The sequence below is a fragment of the Xanthomonas sp. LMG 8993 genome, from assembly GCF_009835065.2.
GTDB classification, from domain to species: domain Bacteria; phylum Pseudomonadota; class Gammaproteobacteria; order Xanthomonadales; family Xanthomonadaceae; genus Xanthomonas; species Xanthomonas arboricola.
Genome location: NZ_QVIF02000012.1, coordinates 25,776 through 40,695 on the forward strand (window position 1 = coordinate 25,776; position 14,920 = coordinate 40,695).

Sequence of the window (14,920 nt, forward strand, 5' to 3'; positions counted from 1 at the left end):
GTCGCGCCATGCACCGCACCGGATCGAACGCGGCTTCGCCGCGAAAATCGTGGCCACCGCCAGCACGCATTCGACGCGTGGCGGTGGCACGACTCCCCTGGGCGCGATCTTGCGGAGTTATGCCTCGTTCTCGACTGCTGCCTTGCTCTTGGGCGTCAGCTTGAGCAGGCGCCCGGTGCTGCCGCTGGCTTCGTCTTCCAGCAACCACAGCGCGCCGTCCGGACCCTGTTCCACTTCGCGAATGCGCGCGCCCATGTCGTAGCGGGCCACCTCGCGCGGCTGATCGCCGAGCGAGACCTGCACCAGCGACATCGACGACAAGCCGCCGATAAAGCCGTTGCCGCGCCACGCCGGGAACTGCTTGCCGCTGTAGATCACAAAGCCGGCTGGCGAGATCACCGGTGTCCAGCTGATCTTGGGCGCGGCAAATTCTGGGCGGGTGTTGTGATCCGGGATCGGGGTGCCGTCGTAGTTGTCGCCGTTGGAGACGATCGGGTAACCGTAGTTGGCGCCGCGCTGGATCAGGTTCAACTCATCGCCGCCGAGCGGGCCCATCTCGTGTTCCCACAGGCGCCCCTTGCCGTCAAAGGCCAGGCCGAGAATATTGCGGTGACCCAGCGACCACACCTGCGCGGCAACGCCGCCCTGCGCAGCGAACGGGTTGTCGGCCGGCACGCTGCCGTCATCGTTGAGACGGATCAGCTTGCCGAGATTGGCTTGCATGTCCTGGGCGGGGGTGAACTTCTGGCGTTCGCTGGAACTGATCCACAGCTTGCCGTCCGGCCCGAACGCGAGCCGGTGGCCGAAGTGGCCGTTGCCGGTGACCTTGGGATCCTGGCGCCAGATCACCTTCAGGTCCGACAGCGTGCCGCTGCCGCTGGCATCCAGCGTGAGCTTGGCGCGTGCCACCGCTGCGCCGCGTGTATCGCCCTGTCCCGGTTCGGCGTAGCTGACATAGACCAGGCCATTTTTGGCAAAGCGCGGATGCGCCAGGACATCGCCAAAACCGCCCTGTCCGCCGTACGCCACCGCCGGAATGCCGGTAATGGCGCTCTTGCGGTTGGTCTTCAGGTCCAGCCGCATCAATGCGCCACGTTTTTCGCTGACCAACAGGCTGCCGTCAGGCAGGAAGGTCATTGCCCAGGGTTCGTCGAAATCGGCAACGGTGGTGGCCTGGAACGGCCACTGCGCCTTGGGAATGGCGGCCGCCGGCGCGACGGCAGGCGCGGCACATGCGGTGGCGGCGGTGAACAAGCTGGCCGAGCAGGCCAGGGCAAGCAGACGTCGGACAGACATGAGGTCCTCCAGGGAATGGGCGCAGTGACGTTGCAGCCCTCCCGCAACGTGTCCTGCGTCGGGTTTTAAAGTACCTTACACGACGCCTTCAAGGCCGCCTTGTCGTAGATCACTTTCTTTGTGAGACGTGTGCGTCCCACATTACCGCTTCACCATGAAAAGGAGTTTCCATGGCTGCCACGCAAAAAACGTCACCTGCTTTTATCGCCGCATCCTGGGCTGCATTGCTGCTGGGCGGCATTGCCTACCTGGTCGGGCTGTGGAACGCGCAGATGATGCTCAACGAAAAAGGCTATTACTTCACGCTGCTGTTGTTTGGCCTGTTCGCATCGGTGTCGTTGCAGAAGAGTGTGCGTGACCGCGCAGATGGAATTCCGGTGACGGGCCTGTACTACGCGATCTGTTGGTTTTCGCTGGTCATCGCGCTGCTGCTACTGGCAATCGGCTTGATCAACGCGACTTTATTGCTGAGCGAGAAAGGTTTCTACGCGATGGCCTACGCATTGAGCCTGTTCGGCGCAGTTGCGGTGCAAAAGAACACCCGCGATGCGATGGATGTCGCCAACGCATCGCATTACTCACGCGCAGTACCGCCGCCGCTGGACTGATGCACTACAGACAGATTGATACAACAACGCCACCTCGACGGTGGCGTTGCTGTCTTCAGGGCTTGGACTTGTTGTCGCCAGTCACGAAGTCTGTTGCATTTTCCCAGGCACGCTTGACGGCGTGACGGGCCTTGCTCCAGCTCAGGCCATCGGTACCTCGGTTGGCTTCCCACTCGCGGTGCAATTCCGCTTCCACCTGATCGTAGGCGCGGGCGTTTTCGCGGATGCGCGCTTGGTGTCCTGCGAGATAGGCGCCCTCGTAATCTTCGTAGCGGTCACCTTCGGTGTAATACGGTTCTTCGGTGAAGCGCTCGCGCCAATAATTGGACACGTTCTGGCTGCGGTCTTCGTCCGGTGCGCGGCCCGGAATCTGATACGGCACGTTCATGCTCGTCTCCGTGTTGAATGTGCGCCCTAACCTAGGCGGGCAGGTGTTAAATCCGTTGCCAGGACAGGTGAGGAGGGCATCAAGGCATGCTGCACTTGGTGACGCTCTCTGGCGCGCCCTTGCGCGACACGGTGCGCCGCGCCCAACGATTCAGCCGGTGGTCGGCGCGCGTCACGTCGCTGCCGATGCAGCTTCGTATGGTAGTGGCGTGGCACCGGCGGCACGCAGGCTGGCTTCGGCATGCTGCAGCGAGGGCTCGTCGGCGTCGATGATGACCAGGACGCGCCCTGCCTGGATTTCGTCCTCGAATTGGCGGCGGACCGGATCGGGGACGGTGGCGCCGATCAGTGCAGACGACCAGGTGCCGACCAGGGCACCTGCCAGTGCCATGACGCCGGCGCCGGCGATGGTGAGGCCGATCGGAGGCACGGCGATGGCAACCAGTCCGGCGACCAAGCCCGCAGCGCCCCCGGTGGCGGCGCCGCGCGCGGCAGCAGGGAGAAAATCCGTCTTGGCATCCTTGCGTTCATCGGGAATACCTTCCAGCTCGATATCCGAACGGGCAATCAAGGACAGCGCATCGTTGTCGATGCCGGCGCTGCGTGCGGCCTGCATGACGCGTTGCGCACTTTCGATATCGGGCGTGCTGTAGACACGGCGCAGTTTCATCGCAAGCTCCCATGCAGGTGAGAACTGCAGCGTTGGACGGGCACGGTTAGTCGTGCGTGATCATTGTGCGAGCGTCCTGCGAAAACCGCTAAGCAGACTTGCGCGGAAACAGGTAAATCAGCCAGCCCACCAGCAATGCCACCCCGGCGGCCGCCAGGTTCTGCCAGCTGGCGCTGGCTAGCAGGCCCAGCGACAGCAGCAGCGCTGCGATGGGAATGGCCGGTCCGCCAGGCAGGCGCAAGGTGTCGGTGCGTTGCCGGTAGCGACGCGCCAGCACGATCACTGCCGCAGCAGTGCCGATGTAGGCAAACAGCCGCGTGACCATCGACAGCAATGCCAGCTGCGTAAACGAGCCGGACACCGCCAGCGCCAGCGACAGCACGCCCTGGGTCAGCACCGCCGCAGCCGGGGTGTGGAAGCGCGGATGCACACGTGCCAGGAATGCGGGGCCGTAGCCATCCTGTGCCAGCGCGAACAGAAACCGCGGCCCGAGCATGACCGTATTGCTGGTGGTGCCGAGAATGGAAATGGTGGCACCCACGGTGAGGATCAGCGCCAGCGCTTCGCCACCGAAACGGCTTGCGGCATCGGCCAATGGCGTGGGCGAGGCGGCAAGATTGGGCAGCGTGCCCTGCGCGACGACCTGGACCGCGGCGTAGATCAAGGTGACGGTGACGATCATGGTGATCAGCGCAAACGGCACGTCGCGGCGTGGGTTGCGGTATTCGCCAGCGGCCGCAGGAATGTTTTCAAAGCCTGCATAGGCAAACAGCAGCAGCAAGGCCGCTTCGCCCAGATTGCCCAGGTCGCGCAGATCCGGCGTGGTGCCGGCAAAGGCCCACGACCAGTCCACGTAGAACAGACCGATGGCCACGAACAGCAGCAACGGCACCAGCTTGCCGATCACCAGCGCGATGCCGGTACGCGCAGCCGATTTCACGCCGATCACGTTGATGGCGGTGAGCAGACCCAGGGAACCGACGACCACCAGCAAGCGTGCCCAGTGATCGGTCGCCACGGTCGGCCAGAACCGCGCCACCGCATCGGCCAGGCCGTTGCTCAATGCCGCTGCCGAACTGATGCGCGTGAGCCAGATCATCCAGCCGATCTGAAAGCCGACAAACGGGCCGAACGCCTCACGCGTGTACAGGTAACTGCCGCCCGGCGTGTCGAAATAGCTGGCCGCCTGCGCGTAGCACAACACCAGCAACGCCACCGCCAGACCGGCCAGCATCACCGCCCACAGGCTCATCGGCCCCAGCAGTGCCGCGGTGGCCGCGGGCAGCAGATAGATGCCGCTGCCGATGACATCGTTGATCGACAAGCCGACGATCTGCCAGCGGCTGACCACGCGGACCAGGCCAGTGGAATCGGGTGCAGGAGCCGGGGTGGTCATCGTGCCGCCTCCTTCAATTCGGGCAACTGCCAGTGGGCTTGCAGGCGTGCATATTCGGCACGTGGCAACAGCACGAACAGCGGTTTGTCGTCTGGCTTCAACCAGGCCAGCAGGCGTTGCATATCGGCCGGCGCCATCGCGGTGCAGCCGGCGGTGAACTGGCCCGGCGTGCGCCACAGGTGCGCGAAGATGCAGCTGCCGCGCCCGGGAACCGCGTCAGGATTGTGGGCGATCACGAAGCCCTCGCTGTAACGCGCATCGCCGGGATGTTGCAGGTCCAGGCGCATCGGTTCGGTCGACCCGGCCACTGCGGCCTCACCGACCTGCGCGGCATCGACGATGCGGTTGTACAGCGGCGAACTCGGCACATCCATGCAGTAGTGGGTGGCGCGCATCGCCTGGTATGGCATGGCGCTGTCGATCTGCTGGGCATAGCCGAAGGCCGGGCCGATCGCGAATACACCGGCCGGGCTGCGGCCGTCGCCTTCGCGCTTCTGCGGGCCTTGCGCCTGCGCCGGATGCAGGCCATCGCCCCAGGCACTGCCATGCCGCCCGAGCGCGACCGCGAAGCCCGGTGCTGCCGGTTGCCAGTGACCGTCCACACGGGTGAATGTCTGCAGGCGCGCCTGGGTGCTGTCCCAGTCCGGCGTGGTCACCACGATCAATGCGCGCGCTTGATTCAGGGCATCGATCGGCCCGGCAGCGACGGCAACGCTGCCGCAGCTCGCCAGCGCCAACAGCACAGCGGATCGAAACAAGGTGGCAAGGCGCATGCAGGCTCCGGGGGGAATGGGTCGAGCGGGGGACGAGTCTGGGGGCGATACATGGTTGACGGAGACAGTACGCTGCTTTGGTGCCGCGTTGGGCACACCATCATGTCGCTACTGTACTCAGCAATGTGGCCGTGTGTCGCATGCGCGCGCCTGGTTTGTGCGACTGCTTGGCCGGGCTTCGAGTGTGTTTTGTTGTTCTGGGAGAGTTGGCCTCTGTGGCTGGCTGGCTGCAGAGCGGCTGATCTGGGGCATGGTTGCAGGGCCCTTGCCCGCCCACCATCGCAGGACACGCCGCAAGTACATCCTTGTAGGCGCTTACGCGGCATCCATGCCGCGTAAGGTCCCCGCGACCGTGAGCGGGCAAGGACCTGTCGAGATGATCGGTGTGCATGGTGCAAGCAATGCACGACGTTCGCTGTCGGGGTGACTGCGTGTGCAGAAGTGGTGAGGCATCGCGCCTGGACCAATGCGGCCTGGAGACCCTACTGACGTTTTAAGCCGGCAGGAGCTCCAGCCCGTGGATGCGGCGGATGCCCAGGCCGGGCGAGTCGTCGATATGGATCTGGGCATCGTCGAAGTGCACGCCGCCCTCGGTAGGATCGAACTGCCCGAGCGCGGGCGCATCCAGATCCGCCAGGGTGATGCTGCCGGCCTTGGCCACCGCCAGATGCACTGCAGCAGCCACGCTGATGCTGGATTCGATCATGCAGCCGATCATGCAGGGCACGCCGTACAGGCCAGCGATATCGGCAATGCGGATTGCGTTGGATAGCCCGCCGGTCTTCATCAGTTTGATGTTGACGATATCGGCGGCACGGCGCTGGATGAGGTCGATCACCTGGACCGGCGAGAACACGCTTTCGTCTGCCATCACCGGCGTGTCGATCCGCGCGGTGACAAACGCCAGCCCGTCGATGTCCGCGGCCTTGACCGGCTGCTCCACCAGTTCCATCACGATGCCGGTGTGTTCCAGCGTACGCATGGTGCGTACTGCCTGTTTGGGCGTCCAGCCCTGGTTGGCATCCAGGCGCAGCGATGCGCGGCCAGCGACAGCGGCATGTATCGCGGTGATCCGCTCGAGGTCCGAGCCGCTGTCCTTGCCGACCTTGATCTTCAGTGACCGATAGCCGCGCGCAAGCGCGGATTGCGCCTGCGCCACCATCACGTCGATGCTATCGACGCTGATGGTGATGTCGGTGGTGATGCGCGGCATGCCACCGCCGAGCGCCCGGTAGAGCGGGGTGCCCAGGGCCTGCGCCCAGAGGTCGTAGAGCGCGATCTCCACCGCCGCCTTGGCACTGGTGTTGCGCTCCAGCGCGTGTTGCACCAGCGCGCATAGCCGGTTGAGATCGGCCACGTCCTGGCCGATCAACGTCGGCCCGATGCAATGCTGGATCGCAGCGATGATGGAGCCGTGCGTATCGCCGGTGATCGGGGCGGTGGCCGGCGCTGCGCCATAGCCGATGTGGCCGCTGTCGGTCTGCAGCAGCACCACCACATCCTCGATCGCCTGCACGGTACGTACTGCCGTCTTGAACGGGGTTTTCAATGGCACGCGCAGCATGCCGAGGCGGAAGCCAGTGATCTTCATGGAAAGCCAATCGGTGCGATGCGTTGGATGCGGGTGATGTGGTCGACGAACGGTGTGCCGTCGCTGGCGAGCAGTGGCAGCAGCGGCGTCACCGACACACCGTTCAAGCGCGCGCGCTGCACGTTGCCGGCTGCGTCGCGATAACTGGCGCCGGCCACGTCATGGATCACCCATGGCGCACCGCGCTCGTGTCCGACCACCAGCATCACATGACCAGGGATGAAGATCAGGTCGCCGACCTGCAGCCGGGCGAGTTGTTGCAGGCGCTGCGGCAGTGCGGCCTGCGCCTGGAACGGAACGCCCAGCAGCGCAGGGCTGCGTGCCTGATCGCCGGTATTGCGCGGCAATGCGATGCCCAGGCTGCGATACACATCCAGCACGAAACCGCTGCAGTCGCGCGCATCGTAATCGTTGCCCCAGCCATAGCGTTCGCCAAGAAATTTGAACGCCTGCTGCAACAACGCTGCAGGCGTGGCCGGCAACGGGCCCACGCGCACGTCGGCGCCGCGTGGGATCAGTGCCGGCACCAGCTGCAAGCGACCATCACTGTTGCGCAGCGGCAGCTGCACGACATGGGCGGCCTGCGGCAACTGCCCGTTGACCGGTTGCTGCGGCGGCCAGTCGCCAAGCAGTGGCACGCTGGTGCCCATGTCCAGCGCCAGTGCGGAGATGGCGGGTACCTCCGGGGTGTAGGCGCTTTGCACGCGTGCGCCGGTGACCACCAGTCGTGGGCGGCGTTGTGCATAGTCCAGCACTTCCTCACGCGTGCCCACGGCAATCCGGTCGGCGGCGATCCAGGCCGCATAGTTGGCTGCCAGCACAAAGTGCCATGCACCATCGGCGCTGGTATGCAGCACCGCCACCGGTGTACCGGGGTAGAGCGCCGATTCCTGGAAGCGGTCGATATCGTGGTCGTCGGTGGTGCTGAACACGCGTTGCGCGGTGGGGAAGGTGCGCAGTGCCGCGCGCTGCACCACCAGTGCAAACCGTGGCGTGACCTGCGCAGGCAGTGCATCCAGTGCCAGGGCGTGGCGCAGCGTCGCAAGGCGGGAGGCATCGATGCTGCGAGCTTCGCTGTCGTACAGCGCACGCGTCGGCATGGCCGACAGCGCTTCGATGCGCGCGCGCACCTCGGCCGCCGGCAGCACTTCGGCCAGCTGCGACAGGTCGTGCATGGAGCGATCGTCACGCAGCAAACGCGCATTGAAGCCGGCGATCTGTGCGGCAGTCATACGCAGCGTCTGCGCGTTGTCAGTGCGCTGGATCCAGTAGTCGGCGGTCAGCTGCGCATCGCTGGCCGCAAACGGTGCCGTGTGCGATATCGGGTTGGCAGGCGTTGCCGCAGCGGCATCCCAGGACAGTCCGATGACCAGCAGCAACAACGTCAGCAGGCGGCGCGACAGTGGCATGAAGAGGGCTCTTGATGGGATACAGCGACTGGCGAGGCTTTTTACAGGGAATCACGACCGCAGGCGCGCGGACCTGCGCCGGCCTTTAGTGTACGCATGCGCATTATCACGGGTACGTGTCGCATGGCGCAGCGGCGCTGCAAGGTCTGTCGGTCTCTGCACACTCGCAGTCTGTCTGCCACTGGCCGCAGCCGCATGCTGCATGCCATCGTTCGCACGGCAGATAATGGGTACATCGCCTGCGCGGCCCATCAGGGTGCTGGTACAGCGCAAGCCCTTGCCGTTTTGCCAGGAGAATCCGGTGTCATCTGCTCCCACGCTGTCGCCATTGCCCTGGCTCCGTGCCGCGCTGTGCCTGGTGGTGCTGTCACTGGGGGCGTGCGCGCATGCGCCGCAGCGCAACCCGCTGGCCCAGTGGGTGCCCTCGCCCAACTACGACGCGCGGCGGCCGATCCTGATCGTGCTGCACTTCACCGACCAGCAATCGGTGCCGCAGAGCCTGGGCACGCTGCGCGGGCGCAATAGCGGCGGCCGGGTCAGTGCGCACTATCTGATCGGCGAGGATGGCGCGCGCTATCAACTGGTCAGCGACGACCAGCGCGCCTGGCATGGCGGCGCCGGGCGCTGGGGCACCATCACCGACATCAATTCCGCCTCGATCGGCATCGAACTGGACAACGACGGCAGCGAGCCGTTCGCGCCCGCCCAGATCGACAGCCTGCTGGTGCTGCTGGACGACCTGTGCACCCGCCTGCGCATTCCGCGCACGCAGATCGTCGGGCATGAAGACGTGGCCCCGACCCGCAAGAACGATCCCGGCCCGCTGTTTCCGTGGAAGCGCCTGGCCGACGCCGGCTTCGGCCGCTGGCCTGCCGCCGATGCCCCCGCCGCGCCGGCAGGCTTCGATCCCTGGCAGGCGCTGGCCCTGCTCGGCTACAGCCTCGACGATCCCGCTGCGACGCTGCAGGCATTTCATCATCACTACCGCGGCAGCGACGCCCGCACGCTGGATGCCGAGGATTTGCGCATCCTGCATGCGTTGACCGGGCCGCTGCGACCACTCAGCGTGCCAGTTACTGCCAAGCAGCTTGAGAGCGAAGGCTCATAAGTGCATCGTGGTCGCGTTCGCCAGCGCCATCCTGGCGACCGATTCGGGCGTGATGCCTGATGTGCAATGTCCCCATTGATTACAAGGGAAAAAACGATGAGGCAAATCAGGTCGGTGCGGACATTGCGTCGGCGGGTTCGGGGAGCGGTATGTCAGGCACTGCTGTCGATCGTGGTGGTGCCGTTGGTTGCCGCAGCTGCCGAGGTGCATGTCTCTTCGGCAACAACCGCCGCACAAGCCGGTCTGGTCAATGTGCACGGCCTTGCGCCCGAGATCGCGGTGGACATGCGTTATGCGGGCAGCAACAACTTCACCGGGCGTGTGGTGCCGGGGTATGAGGCGCCCACGTGCTATTTGCTGCGTCCGGCGGCGGAGGCGCTGGCACGGGTGGCGCGGTCCCTCAAGTCCCAGGGATATCGACTGCAGGTGTTCGACTGCTACCGGCCGGTGCGGGCGGTGCAGGCGTTCGTGGCCTGGGCTGCGGATCTGCAGGATCAGTCGACCAAGGCGCAGTACTACCCGCGTGTGGACAAGCGCGCGCTGTTGGGCGACTACATTGCCGAGACTTCGGGGCATAGCCGTGGCGCAACGCTGGACCTGGGCCTGCTCGATTGCCGGCAGGGCCCATGCCAGCCGGTGGCGATGGGCACCGACTTCGATTTCTTCGATGCGCGTGCGCATACCGATGCGCGCGACATCAGCCCCGCTCAGCGTGCCCACCGCCAGCAGCTGTTGCGTGCCATGGCGGCGGAGGGATTTGCCAACTATCCGATGGAGTGGTGGCATTTCACCTTCCGCCCTGAGCCGATGCCGGATACCGCGTTCGATGTGCCGGTCAACTGAGCAACCGCGCCGCAGGCGGTGACTCGGCCACCGGCCTGTCCATGTTGTGCATCACCCCAAATCGCTGCAAGGAATTGCCATGTCCGACCCGGAACGCTTTATCGATATCGCCTGCCCGTATTGCGGGGAGTGGATCACCCTGGCGCTGGATCTGACCGGCGGCGACCAGCACTACATCGAAGATTGCCAGGTGTGCTGCAAGCCGATCTCGGTCAGCGTGCAATGGGATGAGGAAGGCGAGGCGCAGGTGAGTGCGCGCGGGCAGGACGATGCGTGAGCGCGGCGTGCCGCAGTATCGGGCACTCGTAGCGCCCGGCCGGTCCGCGTTCGCGTAAGCGCTCGCGCTTGCTGCTTGGGCCGGGATCCATCACCCGCAACCGCTAGACTGATGCGCCTGCTGCCTGGATCGTCACGATGAATCTGCCTCTGCACTTCGGTCTGCTCGGTTCGCTGGAGGCTGGCCTGATCGCGTTGGTGCTGGGCGTACTGGTCTTCGCTGGGGTCGAGCACATCGGCCGGCGTGTGCACTTCACCCATGGGCACACCCTGGGTATTGCCTGTCTGCTCGCGGTCGCCATTGGCGGCGGCTACGACATCTGGAATCTCGTCTACACCAGCATCGTGCGGCTGGAGTCGCCGCTGTACGCGCGCCTGGCATTGGCCAAGATCCACGATCCCAACGAATTGGGATCGCGGGTGATCCTGGAAGTGGCTGGGGCGATCGCCGGTGTGGTGCTGGGTTGGAAACTGTTCAGCTCCGGAAGCTGGGATGACGAGGCACCGAATGCGTAAATTTACGTTATGAAATGGGGCGCGGTTCGCATATTTCGATGCATTGAATGAGCTGCTTCTGTTTGGCTCACCGATGTCTAACAGATGGCTAGGCGCAAATGTCCGACGCGTGGTTAAGAGGATGTTTTGCGCGAAATTGCGGCGGGTTTTGCGTTCATTCGTGCTGGGTAAGGTGGGGCCATGTGCGGCGACACCGCGCATTCCCAAGCCAAGGAGACCACCCAATGAAGAATCGCAATCGCACCTCGCTGCTCGCCGCCGCTGCCGCTCTTGCCGCCGCCCTGGCGCTGCCGGCGATGGCGCAGAGCACGCAGCAGGATGCCGCCGCGACGTCGGCCCAGTCGGGAAGCTCTGCCACGAGCGCGGCACAGCCTGCGCAGTCCGGCGGCGGCCAGACCTGGGCGAGCGTCGACACCGACAGCGACGGCGCCATCAGCACACAGGAGGCCCAGGTCAATGCCGGGCTCGCGCAGATCTTCAATGACGCCGATTCCGACAAGAACGGCAAGCTGACCCCGGACGAATACAAGGCATTTGTCGCCAAGCAGCAGGGCGGCGCAGCGGGTAGTGGGTCGCAAGGCAACTGAGGTAGTAGGTAGCAAGGTAGTGAGTTCGTTTGCTGACGTGTTTTTTCGACATCAGGAGGCAGCTTTCGCAATTGCAGTCATTTGAGCAGTTGTTGTCGTTTGATCCGTGGCATCGCTTCGTGGATGCCCGTGATCGGCAAGTAGCAGCATGACCACGTAACAGGATGGACACGCGGGAGCGATCTGCCAGGGTCGCTCCCGTTTTCTTTACGTGCACCGCGCTAGATTGCCCGCTCGTCCCTTCGGCACACTCTCATGCTGCTGCGTATCGCCATGCTGGTCGGCCTGTCGAGTCCACTGTGGGCGCTCGCGGCGCCGCCGGAGTTGCCACCAGCCAACCCGTCGCGTGCGACCTCCACCACAGGGCCGGCAACACCGACAATGGCGCCGTTGCCGATCGACCCACCACCGCCTGCCACAACACCCTTACTTCCGGTCGATGCTGCAGCGCCATCGGCTGCCAAAGGCGGTGCGGAGGCCGCACTGGCGCCGCAGGCCGGCACGTTGGCGCCACGGACCTTCCGCAGCCTGGACAGCGACGCCGACGGCTCATTGACGGTGGCCGAAGCCGGCGCCGACCCCGTCCTGCGCGAGAATTTTGCCGGCTTCGACAGCAATGGTGATGGGCGCCTGTCGCGCGACGAATTCGCCAGCTACCAGCCCGGTCCAGGCGACGCCGCGGGGGATTGACCGCGGCAGCACTCCAGTGCGCTGCTAAACTGGCGCGATGACCTCTTCTGCACAGCGCGACGGCCAGGCGATCCAACTGGTCGGCTTCGACGGCGACGATACCCTCTGGAAAAGCGAGGACTATTACCGCACTGCCGAAGCGGATTTCGAAGCGATCCTGGCCGATTACCTGGATCTGGGCGACAGCCGCATGCAGCAGCACCTGCTGGCGGTGGAGCGGCGCAATCTCAAGGTATTCGGCTATGGCGCCAAGGGCATGACGCTGTCGATGATCGAGACGGCGATCGAACTGACGCAGGCGCGCATCGCCGCACGCGACATCCAGCGCATCGTCGAGATCGGCCGCGCCACGCTGCAGCATCCGGTGGAGGTGATTGCCGGCGTGCGTGAGGCGGTCAGCGCAATTGCCGCCGACTATGCGGTGGTGCTGATCACCAAGGGTGACCTGTCCCATCAGGAGCAGAAGATCGAGCAATCCGGTCTGGCCGATCTGTTTCCGCGCGTGGAGGTGGTGTCCGAGAAGGATCCCCAGACCTATGCGCGCGTGTTGGGCGAGTTCGACCTGCCGGCGCAGCGCTTTGTGATGATCGGCAATTCCTTGCGCTCGGACGTGGAGCCGGTGCTGGCCATCGGCGGCTGGGGGATCTACACCCCGTACGCGGTGACCTGGGCGCACGAGCAGGAGCATGGCGTGGCCGCCGACGAGCCACGCATGCGCGAAGTGCCCGACGCTGCCGGCTGGCCGGCGGCAGTGCATGCGCTGGATGCAGTGGCCCGGCAGCACGCGCTAAGCTGACTTCCGTCGCGGCCAGCGCCGCGACCTGGATCTGCCGGCGCAACCAGCGGCGCCCAGCAACAGGACGTTTCCGGTCAGGCGCGAATGCCTGGCCGACTAGGAGGGATCACCGATGCGCATGTTGTCGTTTACCTGCCGTGTCAGCCTGACCGTATTGCTGGCTCTGTCAGGCGGCGTGCCGTCACTGACGGCTGCCGAGCTCGAAGAAGAAGTCATCAACCCGAGCGAAGTGATCTTTCGCGACGGTCAGCCTTACTACGACGATGGCGGCAACTATGTCCGCCTGCGTACGCGTCGGGACGCGGGAGAGCTGGTGTATTTCCGCATGGTGCGCTTCGACCGCGAGCAGGGCTATGTGGATGCCCAGGGCCAGAGCATTGCGACCTTGCAGACCCGGCCGGACCGGCACGAGCGCAGCAGCGTATTTGCTGTCGACGGATATTCGGGCGAGCGCTACGGCCCATACGGCGGCGACGCCCGCGCATACCTCGGGTATGGCGCCGGGCTGCGGCTGGGCGCGTCGCGCAACCGCCCCTCCGGCCAGATCTATTACGGCAATGGTCTGTACGGCCCGGACCCTTACAGCAGCCCGCACAATCGCGATGCGCGGCAGCGTTACATCGGCCCGGGCTATGTGGGTGCCTGCGATCTCAGCGGCTGCCGCGAAGTGCACTACGGCGGCTTTTACGATCTGCGCTGAGCGCGGCCGGCGCCGCTGTGTGCGCGCCACACATGCGAATGCTCGTGGCGGTCCGGCGTCATGCATCCGTTCCGACTCGGGGCATCCCATACGGCTGGCGCGCTGACGGCGCGCCGCCTGTGTCGGTGGCGCAAGCGCTCGGCCTGACAGCGACGCGGGCATGCGGCATCATCGGCGCATGCCTTCACTGCTTACCTCGCCGTTGCGATCCCTGCCGCTGCTGAGCGCGCTGCTGCTGCCGATGCTGGCAGTTGCGCAGACGTCGCCTGCGCCTGCCGCTGCGGCACCGGCTGCTGCGCCGGCAGTGACGCCAGGCACCGGCGATGCCTGGGTGGATCAGCATCTGGCCGACATGGGCAGCTACGCACAGCGCTACCCGGACAGCTTCATCGGCGAAGTTGCGCGCTACACCGGCACCCCGCGCGGCTATGTGCAGGCGTTGTTGCAGGTGCATGGCTGGCACGCCGGCGACATCTATTTCGCCTGTTTCTGGGCGCAGACGCTGCAGTTGTCCTGCCGCGACACCGTGCGCGCCTACAGCCGCGACCATCATGACGGCTGGGAGGGCGTGATCGCGCGGCTGTCGGTCACGCCGGAGACCGTGCATATGCGCGCGCTGCGGCACGCCATCGTCGCCAGTTACGACCGCTGGGAACGTCCGATCACGCTGGACGCGCTGCTGCGCCGCCAGCTCGGCGATCACGCGCAACGGCTGGAAGCCGCGCGCCAGGCCAGCGAGGCGGCCGAGGCAGCGGCGCAGGCCGGGCTTTAGAACGGCTGGCAAACCGACGGCGTAGCCGCCAGGCGGGTGCGGCCGTGCTCGGAACCGGCGTGTACCACTCGTACGCTGCGTTTCCTGCGCGCCGCCCACGCACATCCGGCGGCTGCCGGCTCAAGGTGGTGTCGGCTACCGGTGCGGCAGCGTGCTATTCGGCGTCAACTCGCTGCAGGTAGAGGCACCGGAGCTGTGCCAGCCGTTCGATGCGTGCCGGGTCAGCCTGAGCCTGGACGAGGCTGGCGGCCCCTCTCGCTTGTTAGCCATCCTCGGAGCGACCCACAAGATGACTGCGCTTCCGGCCACACGGGCGCAGCCGGCATTAAAACCGACATGGACCACGCCGTGCGCTGCGGTTCCGAGCTTTCCCACCATCCGCATCCAGCGGACGACCGCTCGCCAAGGATCGCCAGCCGCCACTTGATGCGTTTTACGCCTTGTTGGAACCCGCGCAGTGGCGAGGCGTGAGGTGACCAACCGGCTACGCTCCTGTCTGCGC

General features: G+C 65.4%; 17 protein-coding genes, 1 other RNA gene and 1 pseudogene. 12 read left to right on the top strand and 7 right to left on the bottom strand.

Annotation, left to right across the window (positions count from 1 at the left end):
• Window positions 1-117 precede the first annotated feature (117 nt).
• A complete protein-coding gene (locus DYQ94_RS18355) occupies window positions 118-1,296 on the bottom strand; it encodes a PQQ-dependent sugar dehydrogenase (RefSeq protein WP_126966504.1) in 1,179 nt (392 codons plus the stop codon).
• Window positions 1,297-1,466: 170 nt separating this feature from the next.
• On the opposite strand from DYQ94_RS18355, the gene yiaA reads away from it, so the two are divergent.
• Window positions 1,467-1,904, top strand: coding sequence for an inner membrane protein YiaA (gene yiaA, locus DYQ94_RS18360; protein WP_046344757.1), 438 nt, complete (start codon window positions 1,467-1,469; stop codon window positions 1,902-1,904).
• 55 nt (window positions 1,905-1,959) lie between these two features.
• On the opposite strand, the gene DYQ94_RS18365 is transcribed toward yiaA, so the two are convergent.
• From DYQ94_RS18365 to DYQ94_RS18390, 6 genes are all read right to left on the bottom strand, one after another.
• Window positions 1,960-2,292: a hypothetical protein gene (locus DYQ94_RS18365; RefSeq protein WP_102256994.1), complete on the bottom strand. Its 333-nt coding sequence runs from the start codon at window positions 2,290-2,292 to the stop codon at window positions 1,960-1,962.
• A gap of 171 nt (window positions 2,293-2,463) precedes the next feature.
• Entirely contained in the window at window positions 2,464-2,961 is a 498-nt protein-coding gene (locus DYQ94_RS18370) for a hypothetical protein (protein ID WP_016902823.1), read from the bottom strand.
• A gap of 88 nt (window positions 2,962-3,049) precedes the next feature.
• The gene (locus DYQ94_RS18375; protein WP_024938862.1) at window positions 3,050-4,357 is read right to left on the bottom strand and encodes an APC family permease; all 1,308 of its coding nucleotides are present in this window, start codon (window positions 4,355-4,357) and stop codon (window positions 3,050-3,052) included.
• Window positions 4,354-5,130, bottom strand: a complete 777-nt coding sequence (locus tag DYQ94_RS18380; RefSeq protein WP_126966505.1) for a L,D-transpeptidase family protein — start codon at window positions 5,128-5,130, stop codon at window positions 4,354-4,356. The genes DYQ94_RS18375 and DYQ94_RS18380 overlap by 4 nt, the downstream gene beginning before the upstream one ends.
• Window positions 5,131-5,623: 493 nt before the next feature.
• Window positions 5,624-6,721 (bottom strand): dipeptide epimerase, encoded by a 1,098-nt coding sequence (locus tag DYQ94_RS18385; RefSeq protein ID WP_104593652.1) that lies wholly within the window; start codon window positions 6,719-6,721, stop codon window positions 5,624-5,626.
• Window positions 6,718-8,130, bottom strand: a complete 1,413-nt coding sequence (locus DYQ94_RS18390) for an SH3 domain-containing protein (protein WP_160955064.1) — start codon at window positions 8,128-8,130, stop codon at window positions 6,718-6,720. The genes DYQ94_RS18385 and DYQ94_RS18390 overlap by 4 nt, the downstream gene beginning before the upstream one ends.
• Before the next feature lie 301 nt (window positions 8,131-8,431).
• Between DYQ94_RS18390 and DYQ94_RS18395 the strand changes: the two genes are divergently transcribed.
• The 11 genes and pseudogenes from DYQ94_RS18395 to DYQ94_RS18445 all read left to right on the top strand — a co-directional run.
• The gene (locus DYQ94_RS18395) at window positions 8,432-9,238 is read left to right on the top strand and encodes an N-acetylmuramoyl-L-alanine amidase (protein ID WP_160955063.1); all 807 of its coding nucleotides are present in this window, start codon (window positions 8,432-8,434) and stop codon (window positions 9,236-9,238) included.
• 96 nt (window positions 9,239-9,334) lie between these two features.
• On the top strand, window positions 9,335-10,081 hold the full coding sequence (locus DYQ94_RS18400) for a M15 family metallopeptidase (RefSeq protein WP_237474966.1): 747 nt from the start codon (window positions 9,335-9,337) through the stop codon (window positions 10,079-10,081).
• A gap of 79 nt (window positions 10,082-10,160) precedes the next feature.
• Window positions 10,161-10,358 carry a CPXCG motif-containing cysteine-rich protein gene (locus DYQ94_RS18405; RefSeq protein ID WP_115511710.1) on the top strand — a complete coding sequence of 66 codons (198 nt, stop codon included), beginning with the start codon at window positions 10,161-10,163 and terminating at the stop codon, window positions 10,356-10,358.
• A gap of 137 nt (window positions 10,359-10,495) precedes the next feature.
• Window positions 10,496-10,873, top strand: a complete 378-nt coding sequence (locus DYQ94_RS18410) for a hypothetical protein (protein WP_024938866.1) — start codon at window positions 10,496-10,498, stop codon at window positions 10,871-10,873.
• A gap of 224 nt (window positions 10,874-11,097) precedes the next feature.
• Window positions 11,098-11,460 (top strand): EF-hand domain-containing protein, encoded by a 363-nt coding sequence (locus DYQ94_RS18415; protein WP_065033001.1) that lies wholly within the window; start codon window positions 11,098-11,100, stop codon window positions 11,458-11,460.
• Between the two features lie 255 nt (window positions 11,461-11,715).
• Window positions 11,716-12,150 carry an EF-hand domain-containing protein gene (locus DYQ94_RS18420; protein ID WP_049818089.1) on the top strand — a complete coding sequence of 145 codons (435 nt, stop codon included), beginning with the start codon at window positions 11,716-11,718 and terminating at the stop codon, window positions 12,148-12,150.
• Window positions 12,151-12,187: 37 nt separating this feature from the next.
• The gene (locus DYQ94_RS18425) at window positions 12,188-12,946 is read left to right on the top strand and encodes an HAD family hydrolase (protein ID WP_126966508.1); all 759 of its coding nucleotides are present in this window, start codon (window positions 12,188-12,190) and stop codon (window positions 12,944-12,946) included.
• 112 nt (window positions 12,947-13,058) lie between these two features.
• On the top strand, window positions 13,059-13,646 hold the full coding sequence (locus DYQ94_RS18430; RefSeq protein ID WP_126966509.1) for a hypothetical protein: 588 nt from the start codon (window positions 13,059-13,061) through the stop codon (window positions 13,644-13,646).
• 160 nt (window positions 13,647-13,806) lie between these two features.
• On the top strand, window positions 13,807-14,418 hold the full coding sequence (locus tag DYQ94_RS18435; protein WP_126966510.1) for a hypothetical protein: 612 nt from the start codon (window positions 13,807-13,809) through the stop codon (window positions 14,416-14,418).
• A 59-nt stretch (window positions 14,419-14,477) separates the two neighbouring features.
• A non-coding RNA gene (locus DYQ94_RS18440) (sX9 sRNA) lies at window positions 14,478-14,555 on the top strand.
• Window positions 14,543-14,668 (top strand): annotated as a pseudogene (locus tag DYQ94_RS18445) (beta-ketoacyl-[acyl-carrier-protein] synthase II); the annotation flags it as partial. The gene DYQ94_RS18440 and the pseudogene DYQ94_RS18445, both read left to right, overlap by 13 nt.
• Window positions 14,669-14,920 lie beyond the last annotated feature (252 nt).

Bases quoted from the DNA above. Each gene is read 5' to 3' on its own strand.
- DYQ94_RS18355 (WP_126966504.1), bottom strand. From the start codon at position 1,296: ATGTCTGTCCGACGTCTGCTTGCCCTGGCCTGCTCGGCCAGCTTGTTC.
- yiaA (WP_046344757.1), top strand. From the start codon at position 1,467: ATGGCTGCCACGCAAAAAACGTCACCTGCTTTTATCGCCGCATCCTGG.
- DYQ94_RS18365 (WP_102256994.1), bottom strand. From the start codon at position 2,292: ATGAACGTGCCGTATCAGATTCCGGGCCGCGCACCGGACGAAGACCGC.
- DYQ94_RS18370 (WP_016902823.1), bottom strand. From the start codon at position 2,961: ATGAAACTGCGCCGTGTCTACAGCACGCCCGATATCGAAAGTGCGCAA.
- DYQ94_RS18375 (WP_024938862.1), bottom strand. From the start codon at position 4,357: ATGACCACCCCGGCTCCTGCACCCGATTCCACTGGCCTGGTCCGCGTG.
- DYQ94_RS18380 (WP_126966505.1), bottom strand. From the start codon at position 5,130: ATGCGCCTTGCCACCTTGTTTCGATCCGCTGTGCTGTTGGCGCTGGCG.
- DYQ94_RS18385 (WP_104593652.1), bottom strand. From the start codon at position 6,721: ATGAAGATCACTGGCTTCCGCCTCGGCATGCTGCGCGTGCCATTGAAA.
- DYQ94_RS18390 (WP_160955064.1), bottom strand. From the start codon at position 8,130: ATGCCACTGTCGCGCCGCCTGCTGACGTTGTTGCTGCTGGTCATCGGA.
- DYQ94_RS18400 (WP_237474966.1), top strand. From the start codon at position 9,335: ATGAGGCAAATCAGGTCGGTGCGGACATTGCGTCGGCGGGTTCGGGGA.
- DYQ94_RS18405 (WP_115511710.1), top strand. From the start codon at position 10,161: ATGTCCGACCCGGAACGCTTTATCGATATCGCCTGCCCGTATTGCGGG.
- DYQ94_RS18410 (WP_024938866.1), top strand. From the start codon at position 10,496: ATGAATCTGCCTCTGCACTTCGGTCTGCTCGGTTCGCTGGAGGCTGGC.
- DYQ94_RS18415 (WP_065033001.1), top strand. From the start codon at position 11,098: ATGAAGAATCGCAATCGCACCTCGCTGCTCGCCGCCGCTGCCGCTCTT.
- DYQ94_RS18420 (WP_049818089.1), top strand. From the start codon at position 11,716: ATGCTGCTGCGTATCGCCATGCTGGTCGGCCTGTCGAGTCCACTGTGG.
- DYQ94_RS18425 (WP_126966508.1), top strand. From the start codon at position 12,188: ATGACCTCTTCTGCACAGCGCGACGGCCAGGCGATCCAACTGGTCGGC.
- DYQ94_RS18430 (WP_126966509.1), top strand. From the start codon at position 13,059: ATGCGCATGTTGTCGTTTACCTGCCGTGTCAGCCTGACCGTATTGCTG.
- DYQ94_RS18435 (WP_126966510.1), top strand. From the start codon at position 13,807: ATGCGGCATCATCGGCGCATGCCTTCACTGCTTACCTCGCCGTTGCGA.